The 19,965-nt window shown below is 68.3% G+C and carries 21 protein-coding genes; 12 read left to right on the top strand and 9 right to left on the bottom strand.

What is annotated here, in order from left to right:
• Positions 1-16: 16 nt before the first annotated feature.
• The 3 genes from U5918_RS01280 to U5918_RS01270 all read right to left on the bottom strand — a co-directional run bounded on the left by U5918_RS01280 (position 17) and on the right by U5918_RS01270 (position 4,101).
• The gene (locus U5918_RS01280; RefSeq protein ID WP_335998881.1) at positions 17-1,351 is read right to left on the bottom strand and encodes a metallophosphoesterase; all 1,335 of its coding nucleotides are present in this window, start codon (positions 1,349-1,351) and stop codon (positions 17-19) included.
• Between the two features lie 63 nt (positions 1,352-1,414).
• Positions 1,415-3,607: an LUD domain-containing protein gene (locus U5918_RS01275; RefSeq protein ID WP_335998880.1), complete on the bottom strand. Its 2,193-nt coding sequence runs from the start codon at positions 3,605-3,607 to the stop codon at positions 1,415-1,417.
• Positions 3,604-4,101, bottom strand: a complete 498-nt coding sequence (locus U5918_RS01270) for an LUD domain-containing protein (protein ID WP_335998879.1) — start codon at positions 4,099-4,101, stop codon at positions 3,604-3,606. The genes U5918_RS01275 and U5918_RS01270 overlap by 4 nt, the downstream gene beginning before the upstream one ends.
• A gap of 126 nt (positions 4,102-4,227) precedes the next feature.
• Between U5918_RS01270 and U5918_RS01265 the strand changes: the two genes are divergently transcribed.
• The 7 genes from U5918_RS01265 (at position 4,228) to U5918_RS01235 (ending at position 11,260) form a co-directional block, all read left to right on the top strand.
• A complete protein-coding gene (locus U5918_RS01265) occupies positions 4,228-4,518 on the top strand; it encodes a HalOD1 output domain-containing protein (protein ID WP_335998878.1) in 291 nt (96 codons plus the stop codon).
• Between the two features lie 69 nt (positions 4,519-4,587).
• Positions 4,588-4,992 (top strand): thioredoxin, encoded by a 405-nt coding sequence (trxA, locus tag U5918_RS01260; protein ID WP_335998877.1) that lies wholly within the window; start codon positions 4,588-4,590, stop codon positions 4,990-4,992.
• Between the two features lie 137 nt (positions 4,993-5,129).
• The gene (bioB, locus tag U5918_RS01255) at positions 5,130-6,260 is read left to right on the top strand and encodes a biotin synthase BioB (RefSeq protein ID WP_335998875.1); all 1,131 of its coding nucleotides are present in this window, start codon (positions 5,130-5,132) and stop codon (positions 6,258-6,260) included.
• A gap of 80 nt (positions 6,261-6,340) precedes the next feature.
• Complete coding sequence (locus U5918_RS01250) at positions 6,341-7,435, top strand: saccharopine dehydrogenase family protein (RefSeq protein WP_335998873.1); 1,095 nt, start codon at positions 6,341-6,343, stop codon at positions 7,433-7,435.
• On the top strand, positions 7,435-8,700 hold the full coding sequence (locus U5918_RS01245; RefSeq protein WP_335998871.1) for an aminotransferase class I/II-fold pyridoxal phosphate-dependent enzyme: 1,266 nt from the start codon (positions 7,435-7,437) through the stop codon (positions 8,698-8,700). Before U5918_RS01250 ends, U5918_RS01245 begins: the two co-directional genes overlap by 1 nt.
• Positions 8,697-9,365 carry a dethiobiotin synthase gene (bioD, locus tag U5918_RS01240; RefSeq protein WP_335998870.1) on the top strand — a complete coding sequence of 223 codons (669 nt, stop codon included), beginning with the start codon at positions 8,697-8,699 and terminating at the stop codon, positions 9,363-9,365. The genes U5918_RS01245 and bioD overlap by 4 nt, the downstream gene beginning before the upstream one ends.
• Positions 9,366-9,574: 209 nt before the next feature.
• The gene (locus U5918_RS01235) at positions 9,575-11,260 is read left to right on the top strand and encodes an aldehyde ferredoxin oxidoreductase family protein (RefSeq protein WP_335998868.1); all 1,686 of its coding nucleotides are present in this window, start codon (positions 9,575-9,577) and stop codon (positions 11,258-11,260) included.
• Between the two features lie 4 nt (positions 11,261-11,264).
• Here the strand turns inward: U5918_RS01235 and U5918_RS01230 are convergent, their stop codons facing one another.
• The 3 genes from U5918_RS01230 to U5918_RS01220 form a co-directional block, all read right to left on the bottom strand.
• Complete coding sequence (locus U5918_RS01230; RefSeq protein ID WP_335998866.1) at positions 11,265-12,332, bottom strand: phosphotransacetylase family protein; 1,068 nt, start codon at positions 12,330-12,332, stop codon at positions 11,265-11,267.
• Positions 12,329-14,434: an acetate--CoA ligase alpha subunit gene (gene acs, locus U5918_RS01225; protein WP_335998865.1), complete on the bottom strand. Its 2,106-nt coding sequence runs from the start codon at positions 14,432-14,434 to the stop codon at positions 12,329-12,331. The genes U5918_RS01230 and acs overlap by 4 nt, the downstream gene beginning before the upstream one ends.
• A gap of 77 nt (positions 14,435-14,511) precedes the next feature.
• Positions 14,512-15,105: a protein sorting system archaetidylserine decarboxylase gene (locus tag U5918_RS01220; protein ID WP_335998864.1), complete on the bottom strand. Its 594-nt coding sequence runs from the start codon at positions 15,103-15,105 to the stop codon at positions 14,512-14,514.
• 78 nt (positions 15,106-15,183) lie between these two features.
• Between U5918_RS01220 and U5918_RS01215 the strand changes: the two genes are divergently transcribed.
• Both U5918_RS01215 and dpsA read left to right on the top strand, forming a co-directional pair.
• Positions 15,184-15,558, top strand: a complete 375-nt coding sequence (locus U5918_RS01215; protein ID WP_335998863.1) for a DUF8048 family protein — start codon at positions 15,184-15,186, stop codon at positions 15,556-15,558.
• Between the two features lie 101 nt (positions 15,559-15,659).
• A complete protein-coding gene (gene dpsA / locus U5918_RS01210) occupies positions 15,660-16,205 on the top strand; it encodes a DNA starvation/stationary phase protection protein DpsA (protein WP_335998862.1) in 546 nt (181 codons plus the stop codon).
• 27 nt (positions 16,206-16,232) lie between these two features.
• On the opposite strand, the gene U5918_RS01205 is transcribed toward dpsA, so the two are convergent.
• The gene (locus tag U5918_RS01205) at positions 16,233-16,391 is read right to left on the bottom strand and encodes a hypothetical protein (RefSeq protein ID WP_335998861.1); all 159 of its coding nucleotides are present in this window, start codon (positions 16,389-16,391) and stop codon (positions 16,233-16,235) included.
• Between the two features lie 128 nt (positions 16,392-16,519).
• Between U5918_RS01205 and U5918_RS01200 the strand changes: the two genes are divergently transcribed.
• From U5918_RS01200 to U5918_RS01190, 3 genes are all read left to right on the top strand, one after another.
• Positions 16,520-17,107 carry a DUF7547 family protein gene (locus tag U5918_RS01200; RefSeq protein ID WP_335998860.1) on the top strand — a complete coding sequence of 196 codons (588 nt, stop codon included), beginning with the start codon at positions 16,520-16,522 and terminating at the stop codon, positions 17,105-17,107.
• Between the two features lie 119 nt (positions 17,108-17,226).
• Positions 17,227-17,727 carry an HTH domain-containing protein gene (locus U5918_RS01195; protein ID WP_335998858.1) on the top strand — a complete coding sequence of 167 codons (501 nt, stop codon included), beginning with the start codon at positions 17,227-17,229 and terminating at the stop codon, positions 17,725-17,727.
• A gap of 100 nt (positions 17,728-17,827) precedes the next feature.
• Positions 17,828-18,301 carry an HTH domain-containing protein gene (locus U5918_RS01190; protein ID WP_335998857.1) on the top strand — a complete coding sequence of 158 codons (474 nt, stop codon included), beginning with the start codon at positions 17,828-17,830 and terminating at the stop codon, positions 18,299-18,301.
• A 116-nt stretch (positions 18,302-18,417) separates the two neighbouring features.
• On the opposite strand, the gene U5918_RS01185 is transcribed toward U5918_RS01190, so the two are convergent.
• Together U5918_RS01185 and U5918_RS01180 are read right to left on the bottom strand one after the other, a co-directional pair.
• Positions 18,418-18,789 (bottom strand): Zn-ribbon domain-containing OB-fold protein, encoded by a 372-nt coding sequence (locus U5918_RS01185; RefSeq protein ID WP_335998856.1) that lies wholly within the window; start codon positions 18,787-18,789, stop codon positions 18,418-18,420.
• Entirely contained in the window at positions 18,786-19,943 is a 1,158-nt protein-coding gene (locus U5918_RS01180; RefSeq protein WP_335998854.1) for a thiolase family protein, read from the bottom strand. The genes U5918_RS01185 and U5918_RS01180 overlap by 4 nt, the downstream gene beginning before the upstream one ends.
• Between the last annotated feature and the right edge of the window lie 22 nt (positions 19,944-19,965).

Raw genomic sequence — 19,965 nt, 5'->3', positions numbered from 1 at the left:
GAAGGTAGCGACCGATTCACTCGGCCGGTTCCGGCGTGGCCGCGGTCGACTCGGTGGCGACGACCGTCCGGTCTGGAAGTTCGGGATTCGGTTTCCGGCCCAGGGTGAGCAGTCGTTCGGTGAGCGTGAGTTCGTCCGTGCCCGGACTCGGCTTCTGGACCTCTTCGTACTCGACGGCGACCCCCTCCGGTGCCGCCGTGATGCGGACGGCACAGAGCTGGTAGGAGGGGTAGAACACCGGCGGGAGGACGCCGATCGGGCCGTCGCGGCGGTGGAGGCGCTTGAGCCACGTCCCGCTGTTGACCAGCAACCGACCGTCGATCTCGTGGGCCGCCGGTCGGTGCGTGTGGCCGTAGCAGAAGAGGGCCGTCTCCGGATTCTCCGAGAAGACCTCGCGAGCGGCCTCTGCGTACGGTCGCTCGGCGTCGACCGTGAGCGCCGTCTCGAAGACGCCGAAGCGGTCGATGGTCTTTCGCACGTCCCGTCTGAGGAAGTACAGCGGGATGCCCACGAGCAGGAGGAGGCCGGTGACGGCGACGTTCACGGCGAGAATGAACCAGAGCGCCGTCCCGGCCGTGCCGAACTGCCCGAGAAACGCCGTGCCCAGGTCGATGGGCGCCGACCAGACGCCCGTCAGCGACAGGCCCGCGAGCACCGCCCCCACGGCGCTGACGTTGAACAGGAGGAGGAAGGGGACCAGCGCGTACCGGATCAGCGGATTCATCTCCCGGTAGAAGTACTTCGAGAGGATCCAGACCGGCATCCGTTCGGTCGGGGTGACCGCCTGGACGTCCTTCAGCCAGTTGTACCGTCCCCGGTCCGATAGCTGGCCGGCCCGACTCGTCACGAGCGTGTTGTAGTAGTAACCAAGCGGCGAGGCGTTGGGGTTGCCCCAGTCCTCGATGCGATTGTTGGGGTCCTGCTGGTGGCCGTGCTCGAAGTAGACGACGCTGTCGCCGACCCGGCGGGTGAGGGACCCATCCTGGACCACGATCACGTTGTAGTCGGCGAACCGGTCGACGTACTCGTCGTAGGCGGCGAGTTCGTGGTCGTGATTGCCGGGCAACAGGGTGATTCGCACGTTCTCGCCGGTCTTGCGCAACTGCTCGAACAGGTCCGGGTACGTCTCCACCAGGTGGTCGAACTTCGCCGTCCCGTCGACGCTCGTGATCTCCCAGAGCCCGAAGGCGTCGCCGTTGATCACGAGTTCGGCGTTCTCGTCGGTCCGTTCGAGTCGTTCGAGGAACCTGAGCAACTCCGGCAGGAACTCCACCTCGCCCAGTTGCTCGTCGCCGCCGACGTGGAGGTCGCTGATCACGTAGTAGACGCGGTCGTCGTCCTCGTGCGACACTGCCACCCTGTGGTGAACGCATACGCAAAGGCCTTTTCGTTGGCCCGGGGGCCAAACCGCGCGCTAGCGCGGCGCGATCACTTCGATCGGGTGGGGGACCTCGCGCTCGTAGAGCGCGTCGAGCTGGTCCTGACAGGAGGTCCCGCTCGCGATCAGCTGTCGATCAGAGACGTCGCCGAGGTCGTCCCGGAGATGCTCGCCGACGTCGACGCTCACCTCGTAGTATTCGCGCTTGTAGCCGAAGCTGCCGGCCATGCCGCAGCACTCGACGTCGGAGGTTCGGAGGATGTACCCCAGGTCCGAGAGGACGGTCTCGGTGTACTCGTCCAGGTCCATCGTCCGCTGCTGACAGTGACTGTGGTAGGCGAGTTCACCGTCGCCGTCGGCTGGCGAGGAGAGCGCGTCGGCGTCGGCGCCGTTGTCGAGCAACCCGTAGACGTATTCCAGCACCTCGTAACTGTTCTCTGCCAGCCGGTCCGCCGACCGTTCGGGCAGGAGGTGCTCGTAGTCCCGGCGGAACATCGCCAGGTCGCTGGGCTCGATCACGACCACGTCCCGGCCGTCGTCGATGTGCGTCACGAGGGAAGCGTGGACCGCCTCGGCCTTCTCCCGGGCCGTCTCGACCATCCCCTGGGAGAGCGGCGCGCGACCGCTCTCGGGGACCGCGGGGATGTGGACGCGAACGCCGAGTGCCTCGAGCGTTCGCACGGCTGCCTTCCCGCGCTCGGGGTCGAAGTAGTCCGTGTACACGTCGGGGTACAGCACCACGTCCCGGTCGGGATCGGACACCTGCGCGCCGCGGGCGCCGTACCACTCCCGTAAGGTCTCGTCGGCGAACTCGGGGAGATCGCGACGCGGGTCGACGCCGAACGCCTGATCCAGCAGCCACTTCCCCGGCCGACTGCCCGCGACCGCGTTGGCGAGGCCGGGCGTGAGCGAGCCGACTTTCGCGAGGGTTCCGACGTTACCGAAGAGCCGCTTCTGGAGGTCCAGCCCGCCCGGTTCCTCGTCGGGGGCCAGTCCCTCGACGAGGAAGTCGAACTCGTCGCTTTCCGCGTCCCGGTTCAGCCGGTCGCGGACGACCGTGTTGATCCACGGGATGTCGATCTCGACCGGGCACTTCGGGACGCAGCGCGAACAGCCGGTACAGAGATCGTTCATGCCGCTCGCACTGTCGAGACCGTGGACGCCCGCCTCCCAACCGGTACCGATGCCGCCGGTGTAGGTCTCGCCGCCGAAGGCGTGCCCGCCGACCGACTGGAAGTTCGAGCAGGCGTTGCTGCAGGCGCCACAGCGGATGCAGTACAGCGTCTCCCGCAGGTCGTCGTCCTCGCGCATCCCCATCCGGCCGTTGTCGAGGAGGATCAGGTGGAACTCCCGTTCCTCGGCGTCGCGGAACTCGTCGGCCTCGAAGTCCGGGATGGGGGTGTCGACCGGCGGCGTCATGAGCGACACGTAAGAGGTGATGTCCTGGCCCGTCCCCGTCTTCCCGATCAGCTCCGTGAACGGCTGGAGGTCGGCGAGGCTCGGCACCAGTTTCTCCACCCCTGCGACGGCGATGTGGGTGTCGGGCGTCGACGCCGTCTTCCGGGCGTTGCCCTCGTTGGTCACGAGCATCAGGGTCCCCGACTCCGCCACGACGAAGTTCGCACCGGTCATGCCGACGTCGGCCTCCCGGATGTGTTCGCCGACGCGCTCGCGGGCGAATTCGGTGAGTTCGTTCGGGTCTCCCGAGAGGTCCGTCTCCAGATCGAAGGCGTGGTTGAACAGCGCGGCGATCTCGTCTGGCGACTTGTGGATCGCCGGCGCGATCAGGTGGGAGGGCGCTTCGTCGGCGATCTGGACCACGAACTCGCCGAGGTCCGTCTCGAAGACCTCGTAGCCCGCTTCTTCGAGGTGGTCGTTGACCTCGATCTCCTCGGTGGTCATCGACTTGCTCTTGACCAGTTTCTCTGCGTCGCGGTCGGCCATGATCCCCTCGACGATCCGGTTCGCGTCCGCGGCCGTCTGGGCGACGTGGACCTGGCCGCCGTTCTCCTCGACGGCTTCGTCCACGCGGTCGATCAGTTCCGGGAGGTTCTCGATGGCCGACTCCTTGATCCCGCGGGCAGCGCTCCGCGCCTCGTCGTAGTCGTCGAAGCGCTGGATGGCGTAGTCGGAGAGCTGGTTGACGTTCCGGGTGTTCCGGCCGACCGTCTCGCCCTCCGAGTTCATCAGCCGCCGCAGCGCGTCGGCCTTCTCGCGGCGGGAACTCATCGGTCCTCCAGGAGCACGACGTGCGTTTCGGAGGGGCCGTGGACGCCCTGTACCAGTGTGCCCATGTCGGCCGTCGCGCTCGGACCGGTCGAGAGGATCTGGGTGTCGGCGCCCGCAGCGAAGTCCTCGCTCAGGCGCTCGTAGGCCGCCGCCATGTCCGGGACGACGTCACTGGCCGCGACGACCGCGACGTGTCGGGGGGTATAGAGGCTGACCAGTTCGTCGCCCGCCGCGCCGGAGGGGATGGTCACGGTCCCGTACTCGGCGATTCCGAGCGCCGCCGGCGTGACGCCGGTGGCGGCCGACTCGAGGTCCGAAGGCGACAGGTCGGTCTCGACCGAGTCAGGGAGAGAGACGCCGTCGTGGGGGATCGCCGTCCCGATGGCGGGGGGTTCGATGGCCTCGGCGAGTGCCTCGCTCGCGTCGGCGGCCGCCGTCCGGTGGACCGTCCCGGGCACGGCGGTCTCGAACGTCGATAGCGAATCTGTACTCATATCCGTTCGTCTCTGGTGCCAGGCACCTAATTGCTTTTCCCCCGGCGGGCGCCCGAATCCGTCCGTTTATTCAGAGCCTGAAACTACTGTCGTATTTATATAAGCACGTGTGATGAAAGGAGGTCCATGGGCGCAAACGACGGCGAGGTGTACGTCCTCCGACCGGACGAGGCGGGCGACACCGACGACGAGGCGGCCTGGGTCAGTCCGCAACCGGTGAGCCGGGTCGTCCTGGGGGCAGTGGCGGACGCCGCGGACGCCGACGTCGACGACTTCGACGACCTCGACGCGTACGTCGACCGCGACGACCTGGCGGCCGTCCTCGACGGCGATGCCGACGAGATCACGTTCGCGGTCGAGGACCACGACGTGACCGTCGACGCCGACGGCGACGTGGACGTCGATCCCGCGGAGTGACGCGGCGGCGAACTGGTCCGCCTGCGCACAGCCAACGCGATTATACGGCACGCTTGCGTACGTATCCGTATGAGTGACGCGAGCGACCCGGAGGACATCGACGCGATCCGCGAACGGAAGAAAGAGGAGTTGAAGGCGGAGCTCTCGGGTGCAGCCGGCGGCGACGAACCGATTCACGTCGAGAGCCGCGACCACTTCGCCGACCTGACGGCCGACGGCGTGGTCCTCGTGGATTTCTACGCCGACTGGTGTGGCCCCTGTCAGATGCTCGAACCCACCGTCGAATCGGTGGCCGCGAACACTTCGGCGACCGTCGCGAAGGTCGACGTGGATCAGCACCAGGCCATCGCCCAGGATTTCGGCGTCCAGGGCGTGCCCACGCTCGTCCTCTTCGCCGACGGCGAGTCGGTCGAACAGGTCGTGGGCGTCCAGGACGAGGGGACGCTCGTGACCCTGATCGAGCAGTACGCCTGATTCGACGTCCAGCAACTCGCCGAGTGCGACCCGTTCGATAGCGACCGGTCTGCATCGCGACGAGACGGCCCATCGACCCGGAGCCACGGGGCCGAGCGACCCCCTGATTTATCACACCGTAAACCGTGACGGCTAGCGTGGTTTACGAGACTGGAAACCGGACGATCGACGACGCCGTCGAGCGGGTCCTCGCGGGCGAACGGCTCGACCGCCGCGACGGACTGGCCCTGCTGGCACAGCCGGTGGGGGACCTCGCGGCCGGTGCGGACTACGTGCGCTCACAGCTGGGCGACGACACCGTCGACGCCTGTTCCATCGTGAACGCGAAGGCGGGCGACTGCGCCGAGGACTGCGGCTTCTGCGCCCAGTCGGTCCACTTCGACACCGGCATCGAGACCTACGGCTTCCTCGATCCGGAAGCGATCCTCGAGGCGGCGAAACGCGCGGAACGGGACGGTGCCCAGCGGTTCGGCATCGTCGTCGCCGAGAAGGGCGTCTCGAAGGAGCACCGCCCCGAGGAGTGGCAGGAGGTGCTGCGCGCGATCAGGCTGGTCCGCGACGAGACCGACGTCGAGGTCGACGCCAGCCTCGGCATCCTCACTCGCGAGGAAGCCGAGATTCTCGCCGACGAAGGTATCAACCACTACAACCACAACATCGAGACCTCCCCTCGCTTCTTCCCGGAGATCGTCGACACCCACTCCTTCGAGGATCGGGTGGAGACGCTCGAACTCGCGAAGGACGTGGGGATGGACCTCTGTGCCGGCGTCATCCTCGGGATGGGCGAGACGCCGACCGATCGGGTCGACGCGGCGATCGCGCTGCAGGATATCGGCGTCTCCTCGCTCCCGGTGAACGTGCTCAACCCCGTCGCAGGGACGGCACTGGGCGAGAAACTGGGTGACTCGGCCGCCATCTCCACCGAAGGGATCGTGAAGACGGTCGCCGTCTACCGGTTCCTCCACCCGAACGCGCGCGTTCGACTCACGGGTGGGCGCGAAGTCAACCTCGACGCCGACGAACAGCACCTGCCCTTCGAGGCGGGCGCGGACGGCATCCTGACGGGCGACTACCTCACCACGGGCGGGCAGTCGCCCGGCGAGGACATCGAGGTGATGGAACGCGCCGGGATGGAGCCCAACATTGCGCAAAACGAGTTCGACGCGGAGGCGGTGAAGGCCCGCGCCGACGGGGACCCGGCCGACGGTGCCGAGAAACCGGAGACTGCAGCGGGAACCGCCACGAGCAACGCGGAACTGGACGATTGACGGGAGACACGACCGCAGGAGTGTCTCCGGAAGAGCGAACGGCGCCCTCGGCGCCGTGAGCACGGATTCGATACACGACAATGGATCACGTGAACTTCGCGGTACTGGGATGCGGTGGTATCGGCCGACGAACGCTCGAAGTCTCCGAAGAGAAGGACCATCTGACGCCGGTCGCGGCGTGTGACCGCCACGGCGTCGCCGTAGATCACGACGGTCTCGACGTCGACGAACTGCTGGCAGCGACGGAAGGTAACATCGACAGCGACCCGGCGGATCGGGCCCGGGCGAGCGACACTGAACCGCGAGCGGACGGTGGGACGGCGGCCTCCGCGACCGGCGACTCCGGCGTCAAACAGACCGGCGAAAACGCCGGCGTCGTGGCCTCCGCGCAGGCCGAGCCGACGGAGACGCCCATCGACGACGTGATCGCCGAGAGTGAGCGCGTGGACGCCGTCCTGATCGCGCTCCCGAACTTCGAGCACGACTTCGTTCCGCGGGTCGCCGACCGCTTCGCCGACGCCGGCTACCAGGGCGTCCTCGTCGACGTGCTCAAGCGCTCGCGGGTCATCGGGATGCTCGACGAGCGGACGGAGACGTTCCAGGAGCGAGGGATCACCTTCGTCTGCGGCGCGGGCGCGACGCCCGGCTTCCTGACCGGTGCGGCGACGGTCGCCGCCCAGTCGTTCGTCGAGGTCGAATCGGTCGAGATCCGGTGGGGCGTCGGGCTGAAGTCCGGCTACGAGGACAACCGCGGGACGGTCAGGGAGGACATCGCACACCTCGCCGAGTACGACATCGACGACGCCCGCGAGATGAGCGACGCTCAGATCGAAGCGGTCATCGACGAGCACGACGGCGTCATCGAGTTCGAGGACATGGAACACGCAGACGACGTGCTGCTCGAACGGGCCGGCGTCTGCGACGCCGAGGACGTGACCGTCGGCGGCGTGCTGGACCTGACCAGCGACGAGAAGCCGCGGACGACGACCGTCCGCGTCACCGGGATTACCTTCGACGGCGAACGGGGCACGAACACCTTCGAGCTGGACGACGACACGAGCATGGCGGCGAACGTCAACGGCCCGGGGCTGGGGTATCTGAAAGCCGGCGTCCGCCGCAACCGCGCGGGCGAGTACGGCGTGTTCGGCCCCGCGGACCTCATGCCAGGGTTCTGATGCGCGGTGACGCCTCCCTCGACGGTCCCGAGGGGTCCGACGCGGGCGGAGACCTTGACCGCGGGTTCGACCCGGTCGCTCGCCTCGGCGAACGTGAGACGAGTGGCCTCCGCCGTGATCTGACCCCGGCCGAGGCCGTACAGCCGCGGACCCGGATCGCCGAGGATCCCGGCGCCGATCGCGTTTCCTTCGAGGGCGACGAGCGGCTGCTGTTCGCGGCGAACGACTACCTGGGGCTGGCCGGCGACGACCGCGTCCAGCGGGCAGCGGCCGAGACGGCCCGCGAGGTCGGGACGGGGTCGGGCGCCAGCAGGCTCGTCACGGGGGACACCACCGCCCATCGCGCGCTGGAGCGTGACCTCGCCGACGCGAAGGGCACAGCGCGCGCGCTCGTCTTCTCGTCGGGCTACGCGACGAACGTGGGCGTGATCGACGCGCTCGGACCGGACGTGGTCTTCTCCGACGAACTGAACCACGCGAGCATCGTCGACGGCTGCCGACTGGCCGGCGCGGAGACCGTCGTCTACGATCACTGCGACCCGGCCGCCCTCCGGGCGCGGATGCGTGAGCGAGCGGAGACGGAGGACGGGGCCACCGGGGAGTCCTGGCTCGTCCTCACCGACTCGGTGTTCAGCATGGACGGCGACGTGGCACCGCTCGAATCGATCTGCGACGTGGTCGAGGCCTTCGGCGCGTGGCTCATGGTCGACGAGGCCCACGCCACGGGGCTCTACGAGGGCGGTGGCGGGATCGTCCAGCGCGAGGGACTGGCCGATCGCGTTCACGTCCAGATGGGGACGCTTTCGAAGGCGCTCGGCAGCCAGGGCGGCTACGTCGCCGGTAGCGAACCGCTGATCGAGCACGTCCTGAACGCCGCGCGCTCGTTCGTCTTCTCGACCGGACTGGCACCGCCGGCCGCCGGCGCCGCCCGTGAGGCCCTGCGGATCGCCCGCGAGGACGACGAACACAGGGACCGGCTCTGGGAGAACGTCGCCCGCCTCCGCGAGGGGCTTGCAGACGCCGGTTACGAGGTGTGGGGGGAGACGCAGATCCTCCCAGTCGTCGTCGACGACCGTGAGGACGCGATGGCGCTGGACGAGCAACTCCGGAAGCGCAACGTCGTCGCGCCCGGAATTCGACCGCCGACGGTCCCGGAGGGCACGAGCAGGATTCGCGTCGCGCCGATGGCGACCCATTCCGACTCGGCGATCGACCGCTGTCTGACGGCGTTTCGCGAGGCCGGTCGTGAGGTGGGCGTGATATGACGCGGGATTTCGCCGTCGTCGGCACCGACACCGGCGTCGGCAAGACCGTCGTCACCGCCGGGCTGGTCGGCCGGCTTCGCGAGGACGGCGTCGACGCCCGGGCGATCAAACCCTGCCAGACCGGGTACCCGGCGGACGACGATGCGGGATTCGTCGTCGAGGCCTGCGACGACGCGGCCGCCGCGAGTTGTCTCCGCCGGCTGGAACCCGCGCTCGCGCCCGCAGTGGCTGCCGACGAGGTGGGTGCCGCACTCTCTTACGACGAGATACTCCGGGGCTGTCGGGAGGAACTCGCCGAAGCCGAGGTCGGTGTTGTCGAGGGAATCGGCGGTCTGCGGGTACCGCTGGCCGACGAGCGGGAGGTCATCGACCTCGTGACGGACCTCGAGGTGCCCGCGCTCGTGGTCGCCCGGTCCGGGCTCGGGACGCTCAATCACACCGCGCTGACCGTCGAGGCCCTGCGACGGCGGGACGTGCCCGTCGCTGGGATCGTGTTAAACGAGTACGCGGGCGAGACCACCGCCGAGCGGTCGAACCCCGACGTGCTGGCACGGATGACGGATCTCCCTGTCGAGACGGTGCCGCCGCTATCGCTGGACGAACCCAGCGCGGCAGTGCGCGGGATCGGTGAGCACCTGCCGCGCTCTCTACTGCCGACAGCGTAGCGTCGTCGCTCGCCGGCGAGACCAGGGGGAAACCGGTGGTCGTGTGCCCCCGGGCGTGTGACACGACGGAGCCAACTGGCTCCGGACATCGGTCGGGTCCGATCCTGTATCCGTCTGCAACCCGCGAAATGGGTTAATTTCGGTCGCGTTCCGTCCCCACCCTTGACAGTAGTTACCATTTATAATCCCCACGCTGCTCTCGACGGAACATGCTCCGGAATCGCGGTCCGCTGTTGACGCTCGACCTGGATCGGCGGGCGGTCGAGGAGACGGACGTCGAATCGGTCCACGAACGGTACATCGGAGGGCGCGGCGTCGGAACACGGCTCGCACACGAGCGGATTCCCTTCGACGCCGACCCGTTCGGCCCCGAGAACAGCCTCTTCTTCTCGACCGGGCCGATGCAGGCCTCGACCATGAGTTTCACGGGGCGGATGAACTGCACAGGATTGTCGCCGCTGACCGACGGCCTGCTCTCCTCGAACGCCGGCGGGTTCATGTCCAGGAACTTCGCGGACACGGGGTACGGCGCGGTCGAGGTTACCGGCGCGAGCGACGACCTGCTCGCGATTCACGTCCGCGACGACGGCGTCGAGTTCGAGGACGTGTCCGAACTGGCGGGCGCGACCGTCTCCGAGACCGTCGAATACTTCGAGGACGAACGCGGGATCAGCGCCGACCAGACGGGCGTGATCGGGCCCGGGGGCGAGAACGAGGTCCGGTTCGCCTCGATCATGACCTCCGAGTCGCGGGCGTTCGGCCGGGGCGGACTGGGCGCCGTCCTGGGCGCGAAGAACGTCAAGGCGCTCACCGTCGGGGGCGACTCCGCACCCGAGATCGAGATCGACGGGATCCAGCGGGACGTCCACCGGGAGGCCGCGACCGACGACCACATCATGAAACGGCAGGGGACCGTCTCCGTGATGGATCTCGCCAACGAGGTGAACGGGCTGCCCTCCTACTACTTCAGCGAACAGCAGTTCGAGGGCGTGGAGGGGATCAACGGCGACGCGGTCGAGGACAAGAAATACAAGAAAGGGACCTGCTCGGCCTGCGCGTTCGCCTGCAAGCTCCCGACCCGGGACGAGGCGAGCGGCGTCGAGACGGAGGGCCCGGAGTTCGAGGTGGCGATGGCCTTCGGATCGAATTCGGGCGTCGACGACGTCGTGGAAGTGATGCAGTCCAACGAACTGTGCGACCAGTACGGGCTCGACGCAATCTCCGCCGGGAACACGGTGGCCGCCTACCTCGCCGCCGAGGACGAGTTCGGCAACACCGACTTGATCCACGAGACCGTCGAGAAGATCGCCCGTCGCGAGGGGATCGGCGACCGACTGGCCGAGGGCGTCGACCGCGTCCACGACGACCTGGGCGTCGAGAACTGGTCGGTCAAGGGGATGGACTTCGCCGCCCACGAGGGGCGTGTCCTCAACGGCCAGGGACTCTCCTACGCGGTCTCGAACCGGGGTGCGGATCACATGTACGCGACGTTTTACTCCGTGGAGTACCCGCTCGTCCCGGAGGAGGAGGCGCTGGACCCCGAGGGCACCCTCGGGAAGGCCGAGGAACTGGTCCATCGAGAGAACCTCATGGCGCTCAACGACTGCGGCGTCGTCTGCAAGTTCTCCCGGGACTTCATGAACCGCGAGCGCTACGAGGCGCTGTTCGATGCGTCGTTCGAGGAGCTGCTCGCGGTGGGCGCTCGCACCGTCACGCTGGAACGGCACTTCAACAATCAGCGGGGCTTCGACCGCGACGACGACCGGCTCCCCTACGACCTGCCGGACCTCGAGGCGGCGCTGGACGAGTACTACGACGAGCGCGGCTGGAACGACGGCGTCGTCCCGGACGACGCGCTCCCGGCCGACTGCGAGTCAGCCGGAGCCGGTTCCTGACCGCTCACGCCCCGAGCGCGAGCAGTCCCTCGACGTCGACGGCGTCCGCGAGGAGGTCACCCATCCGCTCGACCGTCTGCGGGTCGCGGGTGCGGCCGCTCCGGACGACCGCCTCGGCGCGGTCGATGGTCGTCCGGGTGTCACCCTGCACGAGCAGGATGGGCTTTCCGGCCTCCTCGGCGCGGCCCAGGACCGCACCGCTTGGCCGGTGGCCGCCGGTCAGGAGCAGGCACTTCACGCCGGGTGCGCCGAGGGCGGCCGTCTGGATCTCCGAGCGATCGCCCCCCGTGATGACCGCGGCCTCCCGTGCTCGCCGGAAGCCCGAGAGGGCTGCCTCCCGGCCCATCGCGCCGACGAGGAACCGCTCGACGTAGGCGTCGGTCGGCGCCTCGCCCGTGAGGACGTCCGCGCCGAGTTCGTCGGCGAGTTCGCCGACGGTGACGCCCGAGAGTTCCTGCACCTCCGGGATGGCACCGAAGACCGTCACGCCTCGCGCTTCGAGGAACGGGATGGCGTCCTCAGTGAGTTCGTCGAACTCGGCGTCGGAGACGGCGTTGAACAGGACGCCCCCGAGGCGGTCGCCGAAGGCCTCGGCGGCGGCCAGCACCTCGTCCAGGTCCGCCGGTTCGTCGTAGTTCGCGATGAGGAGGACCCGCGCGTCGAGCAGGTCGGCCATGTCCGGGTCGGTCAGGTCGATGATGCCGCCGGTGGTGTACTCGTCGGCGCCCTCGATCACGACCGCGTCCTTCCCGTCCGCGACGGTCGCGTAGTTGTCCGTGACGCTCTCGTGGAGCGCGTCGACGTCCTCCCGGCCCCGGACGGCCTCCTGGACGAAGGTCGGCGAGTAGACGATGGGCTCCATCTCGTGCATCTGCTCGTCCAGGTCCAGTAGTTCGCGGGCCAGCATCGGATCCTGGTCGAGGGTCTTCCCGACCGCGCTCTGCAGTCGGGTTCCCTTCGGCTTCATGTAGCCGACGGTTTTGCCGCCCTCGGCGGCGTGCCGTGCCAGCGCGAGCGCGACGGCCGTCTTCCCTGTGCTCTCCTCGGTCGAACTGACGAGTATCGGATTCATAGCTCCTCCTGGTCGATGGTGAGTCGCACGTCGACCGCCGAGACGCCGTCGGGCGTCGCGACGAGCGGGTTGACGTCCAGTTCCAGTATCATGGGGAAGTCCGTCATCAGCTGCGAGAGCCGCTGGATCGTCTCCACGACACCCGCTTCGTCGACGGGTTCGCGCCCCCGCGCCCCCCGCAACAGCGGCGCGGACTCGACGTCGTCGATCATACTCTTCGCCTCCGGTTCGCTGACCGGCGCGACCCTGACGGTGGTGTCCTCCAGAACCTCGACGAAGATGCCCCCCAGGCCGAAGAGGACGAGGGGCCCGAACTGCGGGTCGCGGTTCGTGCCGACGATGGTCTCGGTTGCATCTTCGAGGTCCAGCAACTCCTGGACCTGCACGCCCAGGATCGTCGCGTCGGACTGGTAGTTGCGCGCCCGCGTGATCAGGTCCTCGTAGGTGTCCTCGGCCTCGGCGGCCGACACGCCGACTTCGACGCCGCCGATGTCGGACTTGTGCAGGATGTCGGGGCTGACGATCTTCATCACGACGCCGTCGCCGTCGTCGAGCCGCTCGACCGCTTCGCGAGCCTCGGTCCGCCCGTCGACGATCTCGCCCGCCGGCGTCGGGATGCCGTAGGCCGAGAGCAGGTCCATCGCCTCGACGCCGAGGCTGTTGGTGTTCCGGCGCCGGGCGGATTCGAGGACCTCGCGGGCGCGCTCGCGGTCCACGTCGAACTCGGTCGGCTCGGTGTAGTCGCGGGCCCGGATCTCGCGGTACTCCCGCAGCGCGTCGAGACTCCGGACGGCCCGCGCGGGGTCGAAGTAGGTCGGGATGCCCGCCTCACTGAGGATTCCCTGGGCCTCCCGCGTGGAGTCGCCGCCCATCAGGGAGGCCGCGACGGGCAACTCGTGTTCGGCCTGGATTTCGACCGTCGCCTCGGCCAGTTCCTCGAACGAGAGGGTCGCCGTCGGACAGGCCAGCACGATGGCTGCGCCGACGTTCGGGTCGGCGAGCGTCACGTCGATGGCCTCCCGGAACCGCTCGACGTCGGCGTCACCGATCACGTCGATCGGGTTGTAGACGTTCGCGCCCCCGGGGAGCGCCTCGGTCAGCCGGTCGATCGTCTCGTCGTTAAAGGAGGCCAGGTCGAGGTCGGCGTCGCCGATGGCGTCGGTCGTCATCACCCCCGGACCGCCCGCGTTGGTGACGATGGCGACCCCGTCGCTCTCGGGCAACGGCTGGCCCGCCAGGATGCCGGCGTAGTCGAACAGTTCCTGGACCGTTTCGACCCGGAGGACGCCGGCCTGTTCGAGGCCGGCTTCGTAGGCGCGTTCGCTGCCGGCCATCGTCCCGGTGTGGGAGGCGGCCGCCGACGCCCCGGCCTCCGTCCGGCCCGATTTCACCATCAGGATCGGGGTCTCCTGGGTCACTTTGCGAGCGGTCCGAATGAACTCACCCCCGTTCTCGATCCCCTCCAGGTACGCCAGGACGACGTCAGTGTGGGGGTCGTCGCCCCACTCGGCGACGAAGTGGCGCTCGTCGAGGACGGCCTTGTTCCCGAGCGAGACCACGTCGCGAAAGCCCACGTCGCGGTCGTTGGCCCAGTCGAGCACGGCAGTCACGAACGCCCCGGACTGGCTCATGAAGGATATCGGCCCGGGCTGGGCGTTCTCCGGCCCGAACGTGGCGTTCATGTTCACGCCCGTGCTCATGATGCCCAGACTGTTGGGCCCGACCAGATTGAGGTCGTACTCGGCCGCGACCTCGCGGAGGCGGCGCTCGCGGCCGGCGCCCTCGCTGCCGGCTTCGCCGAACCCGGCCGTGATCACGACCACGTTCTCGATGCCCGTCTCGCCGCAGCCCTCGACCACGTCGACGGCGATGGCGGCCGGGACGACCACCACCGCCACGTCGACTTCGCCCGGGACCGACCCCACGTCGGGGTAACAGTGGATCCCGAGTACCGAGTCGGCGTTCGGGTTGACGGGGACCACCTCGCCCTCGAAGTCGGCGGCGAGGTTCGACGTGACGGCGCGGCCGACCGACCCCTCGCTCTCCGTCGCGCCGACGACCGCCACCCGGTCGGGCGCGAACATCGTAGCTAGCTCGCCCATCGTCCCCGGGTTCGCCGGCGCGCCTGATATAGTTCCGGAAACCGGTCACGCCGGGGTCCACGTTCCGGAGCGTCGGCTCAGCGATCGACCAGTCGAGTCTCGCCCGCGGTCACCGCGTCGCCTTTCTCGACGGCGAGATCGGCCCGCGTTACGTCAGCAGGCATCACTATGTCCACGCGGCTGGAGAAGGAGATGTGCCCGATCCGCTGTCCCCGGGCGACGGCGTCGCCGGGTTCGACGTAGGGGTGGATCCGGCGCGCGACCGCGCCGGCGATCTGGATCACGGCGTACTCCTCGAACTCGATCCGGACCTTCTCGTTGCGGTCGGACTCCTTGGTGAACGCCGGCCAGTGTTTGCCCGGCGAGTGGGTCACGTCGACGACCTCCCCGGACAGCGGCGCGCGGTTGACGTGGACGTCGGTGAGGTTCATGAACACGCCGACGCGGAGGCGTCCCTCCTCCTCGCGGATGACCGAGACCTTGCCGTCTGCGGGGGCGAGGAGGCCATCGGCGGGCGGGGACCGCTCGGGGTCGCGGTGGAAGCCCAGGGCAGCCCCGCCGGTCAGGAACGCGACGGCGGCGGCACCGAGCGAGAACGGCAACAGAAAGAGCCCGACGAGCGCCGGGGGCAGCGCGTAGCGCCAGGAGCCACGGGCGAAGCGAGCGCACATACCCTCCCGTTCGGTCCCGTGCGAATGAAGCTATCGGACGTCGCGAGGCTTTTGCCCCTCGCCGCCGACGTGGGAACGATGACCGACGACCGCCTCGAGCCGTTCGACGACGACCTGCTCGCGACCGTCGTGGGCCGACACGACCTCGACGAGGCACGGCTCCGGGAACTTCTCGACGCCCACCAGCGACAGGTCCGGGACAACCCGGGCGTCGAGGACATCGTCTACGAGTGGCGCTCGCAGTTCCACGAACAGCCCGTCCTCCAGCGGACCGACGACGCCTACTACCTCCGATTGCGCGCCCACGTCTGGGACGAGTTCGCCGAGGCGCTGGATCTCGCCGAAGTCGACCTCGACGCAGTCCTCGACGCCCACGAGGAACAGACCCGACGGGTGACGGGCGCTGCCTTCGAAGGCGACGAGCGCGCGATGGTCCTCCAACGTCCCGGATAACGCGACAGGATTTTCGGCAGCCCGAAATCGGGTTTTGAAATCGGAAAGATTGTTTTCCGATCGCAGATTTTATACCACATCCGAACCAAGGTAGAATCGAGATGAGCACTGAGAAGACAGTTCTGAAAGAGTTCGGAGAAGTCGAAGACAACAACCTGCGCCTGGAACGGGAGAAGGCCGAGCAGATCGTGGAGGCCCTGAACGACGACCTGGCGGACACGTTCGTCCTCTACCACCAGCTTCGCAAGCACCACTGGAACGTCGAGGGGGCGGAGTTCCGCGACCTTCACATCTTCCTCGGCGAGGCGGCCGAGAACGCCGAAGAAGCGGCCGACGTGATCGCGGAGCGTCTGCAGGCCATCGGCGGCACGCCGGTGTCCAGCATGCCCAACCTCTCGGAGCGGGCCGGCGTCCCCCACGAGGACGGTGACGTCTACCCGATCCGGTCCTCGCTGAAGAACGACCTCGAGATCTACGGCGACGTCATCGAGAGCCTCCGCGAGCACATCGAGCTGGCGACCGAACTCGGCGACCACGCGACGGCGGAGATCCTCCGGGAGATCCTGGTCCAGACCGAGGAAGACGCCCACCACATCGACCACTACCTCGAGGGCGACACGCTCGTCTTCGAGACCAGCGCAGAGTAAGAGACCGGCTCCGAAAAACCGAATCCGCTATTCTTCGCACTCGACGGTGAGATCGGTCGCGATCCAGCCGTCGGTGTTGCCCTCTTCCGTGAAGACGGTCCGCTCGTCGGTCGCCCTGTGGTGTTTGATGCCCGGGACGTCTTCGGTTGCCGCCACCTCGTCGACGGTATCCGGCGCGTGACTCATTACCGGAGCTTAGGCGGGCCTAAATCTAAAAGGGTTTTGGTTGGCCTAGACGTGCCGATCGATCGCGGCCGTCTCGGCGCCGGCGTCCGGTCGCGTGGGCTTAAGGCCCGAGGGCGTCAAGGAGACGTATGAGCGATTCGACCGGTGACGAGGACCTCGCGCGGCTGGCGGCGGACCTCGCGCGGTCCCTCCGGCGACTCCAGCGGGAACTGGAACCCGACCGCAGGGGGCCACCGCGACCGCCGACGCCGCGTGAACTCCTCCGGTTCACCGACGAAGTGGCGATTCCGGCCGCGATCCTCGTCCTGGAGACGAACGTCCGGGCACTCAGACTGCTCCAGCGGGCGATCCGCCTCGCCGATCCGGAGCGCGATCAGGTGGGCGAGGGCGCGAGCCAGGTGCGTGACCGCGCGGTCGACCTCAGTCGAACCACCGTCGAGAAACTGGACGACGTGCTTGCGGACGTCCAGGGGGCGCTCGAAGGCCGCCCATCGAACGACGAGGCCGAGCGCGTCCTCGCGGAGGCACGGTCGCTGCGCGACGAGATCGACGAGCGCCTGGCGGCCGCGGACTCGTCGCCGCCCGAGGGTGGCGCCGGTGCTGAGGAACTCGACGCGGGCGCCGACGTTCCCGTGGACGTGGACGCCGAACTCCGGTCGATCAGAGACGACCTCGACGACGAGGATGGCGACGGCGAAGACGACGACCCCGACTGACTGGCGCCACCAGTCTACGGACCGACGGGTCGGCTACCGAGGACTCGGGAGCACTACCTTGCCAATAATGCCGAACATAGCAGGTTTTATTTAACGCACTGTCGTACGGTAGAATAGCAATGCCCGGGAACGGGAGTACTGAGGGGACGCGGATCGAACTGTTCGCCCGATCGTCGCTGCCCGAGGTCGCGGCGCGGCGTCGCGACGAGGTGGCCGGCCGATTACAGCGCCTGGCCGACGACGGGCACGTGGACGACGTGGCGATTCACTCCTGGGAGAAGAAAGTGCCGCTGGCGGACGCGAGCGAGTCCGACGACCGCCACGACCGTTTCACCGCCTGGGCCGAGGAGACCGGCGTCTCCCTCGCGCCCTTCTTCGACGTCCGGTCCTGTTACTCGATGGAGACCGGCGAGCGCGGCGAGTGGCTGGTCCGCCCGGTGCTCTGTCTCGCCGTCTACCGCGAGGGCGACCTCGACGCGATCTACCCGCACTCGACCGGCGACGGCTCACGGTCCGTGCTCGACTGCCTGCGCGCGATCGAGGCCGCCCGGGGCCGCATCTCCGGGGCGGTGGACGCGGACCGCTCCGAGCCGCGGGACGCCGTCGAAGTCTCCGACTGAGCGGGGCGACCCTGGAGGGTCCGGACCGGCCACGGACTTCACCCCCTGCCATGTGACACGTTCCCAAACAGCTATGCCGATCGGGAGCGTCACGGACCCAATGACCCGAGCCACGCGAGCGGAGCTCTTTTGCCGGGACTCCGTGCCGATGGGGGCCGCAACCGAACAGTCGCGGGTGCTGGGACGCCTGCGGTCGCTCGCCGAGGCGGGCGTGCTGGCGGACCTGACGGTCCGGACCTGGCCCGACCGGGTGACCACGGGGGACGACCTCGCGCGGTGCGAGTTCGCCCTCTGCCGGGAGTTCCAGGCCTGGGCCGACGACCGCGACGTCCGCCTCGCGCCGGCGTTCGAGAGCCACGACTGCCACAACAGCTATACGAACACTCGCTACACGACGACCGTCCTGCCGGTCATCTGTCTGGCGCTCTACGACGAGGACGACCTGCTCGCGGTCTACCCCCACTCCGGCCCGCACGGCGTCAGGACGGTGCTCGACGGTATCTCGGTTCTCGAAGCAGAGAGCGAGCCGATCGCTGCGCCGCGGCCGGCCAGTAACCGGCCGCCTCGCGTCTGAGCGGACTCCCGAAACTACTCCGCGAGTTCGAAGCTCCGATACGAACTCTCTTCGAGCGGAGCTCTCACTGGGAGAGTTCGAACCTTCGCATCCGGCTCTCGGTTCGGACGGCGTCCTCACTGAGAGAGCCGGAAGCGATACCCGTCCCACTCCTGATCCGCATCCTCCGGCTTGAGCCCGACGCCTGGTTCACGTAGTTCCTCGACGTAGACCGGCTCGACCGTGTCGCCGGTCTCGACGTCGGCGTTGTCCGCGACCTGGCCCAGCGCGCGGACCGGCGTGCCGTCGACGTCGAACTCGACGAACGCCAGCACGTTCGGTTCGCGGACGCCGGGCGGCGTGGCCGTGCTCTTGGTCCAGGTGACGACCTCGCCCGTGCGGTCGCTGAGGTCGATCGTCTCGGTCGGTTCCTCGCCGCAGTCCGGACAGCGCGGGTGCGTCGGGTACGCCAGGTGTCCGTTCGGACAGCGCATCGCTTCCATCGTCATTGTCCAGCCTCCATGATCGTGGTGATGACGCAGTTGCCGAACCCGCCGACGTTGCAGGCCAGGCCCGTCTCGGCCTCGACCTGGCGGTCGCCGGCTTCGCCGACCAGCTGCTCGTAAATCTCGTAGCCCTGTGCGACGCCGCTGGCCCCCAGCGGGTGCCCCTTGGACTTCAGCCCGCCGGAGGTGTTGATCGGGAGTTCCCCGTCCATCTCCGTGCGCCCCTCCGCGACGTGCTGCCAGGCCTCGCCCTTCGGGGCGAAGTCCAGGCCCTCCATCTGGAGGAACTCGAGGATGGTGAACATGTCGTGCAGTTCCGCCACGTCGATGTCCTCGGGGCCGAGGCCGGCCATCTCGTAGGCCTCTTTCCCCGATTCGACGACGCCGCCCATCGTCGTCGGGTCGTCGCGCTCGTGGACGACGTGGGTGTCGGTCGCGCCGGCGACGCCGGAGACGACGACGTACTCGTCGGCGTACTCCTCGGCGACCTCGACCGGGCAGAACATGAGCGCCGAACTGCCGTCGGTGATCGGGCAGAAGTCGTACAGTCGGAGTGGGTCTGCGATGATCGGACTCTCCAGCGCGTCTTCCTCCGTGATCGTCTTCTGGAACTGCGCCTTCGGGTTCCGGGTGCCGTTCTCGTGGTTCTTCACCGCCACCTTCGCCAGGCTGTCCCGCGGCGCGTCGAACCGCTCGAGGTAGTGCCGCGCGGCCAACCCGGCGAAAGAGGGGAGCGTGATCCCGTGTTTGTACTCGGCCGGATGGGTACACGACGCGATGATGTCGGTCGCGCCGCCGGTTCCCTTGTGGGTCATCTTCTCACCGCCCACGAGCAGGGTCATGTCGCTGACGCCCGAGGCGACGGACTGCCAGGCGCCGTATATGCCGGCCCCGCCGCTCGAACTGGTCTGGTCGATCCGCTTCGTGTACGCCGGCATGAGGCCCAGGTCGTGTGCTAGAGCGTTCATGACGCCAGTCTGTCCCTCGAACTCCCCGCTGGCCATGTTCGACACGTAGACGTGCTCGACGTCGTCCGGGTGGACGCCCGCGTCCTCGAGACACGCCTCGCCCGCCTGGGAGAGCAACTCCCTGATCCAGGCGTCGCGCTGGCCGAACTTCGTCATCGACCCACCGATGATTGCAACCTCCCGTTCCATATCACCTGAAACTGCCACGGGC

Source organism: Halorientalis sp. LT38 (assembly GCF_037031225.1).
GTDB lineage: Archaea > Halobacteriota > Halobacteria > Halobacteriales > Haloarculaceae > Halorientalis > Halorientalis halophila.
This window is presented reverse-complemented; position numbering and strand designations above follow the sequence as displayed.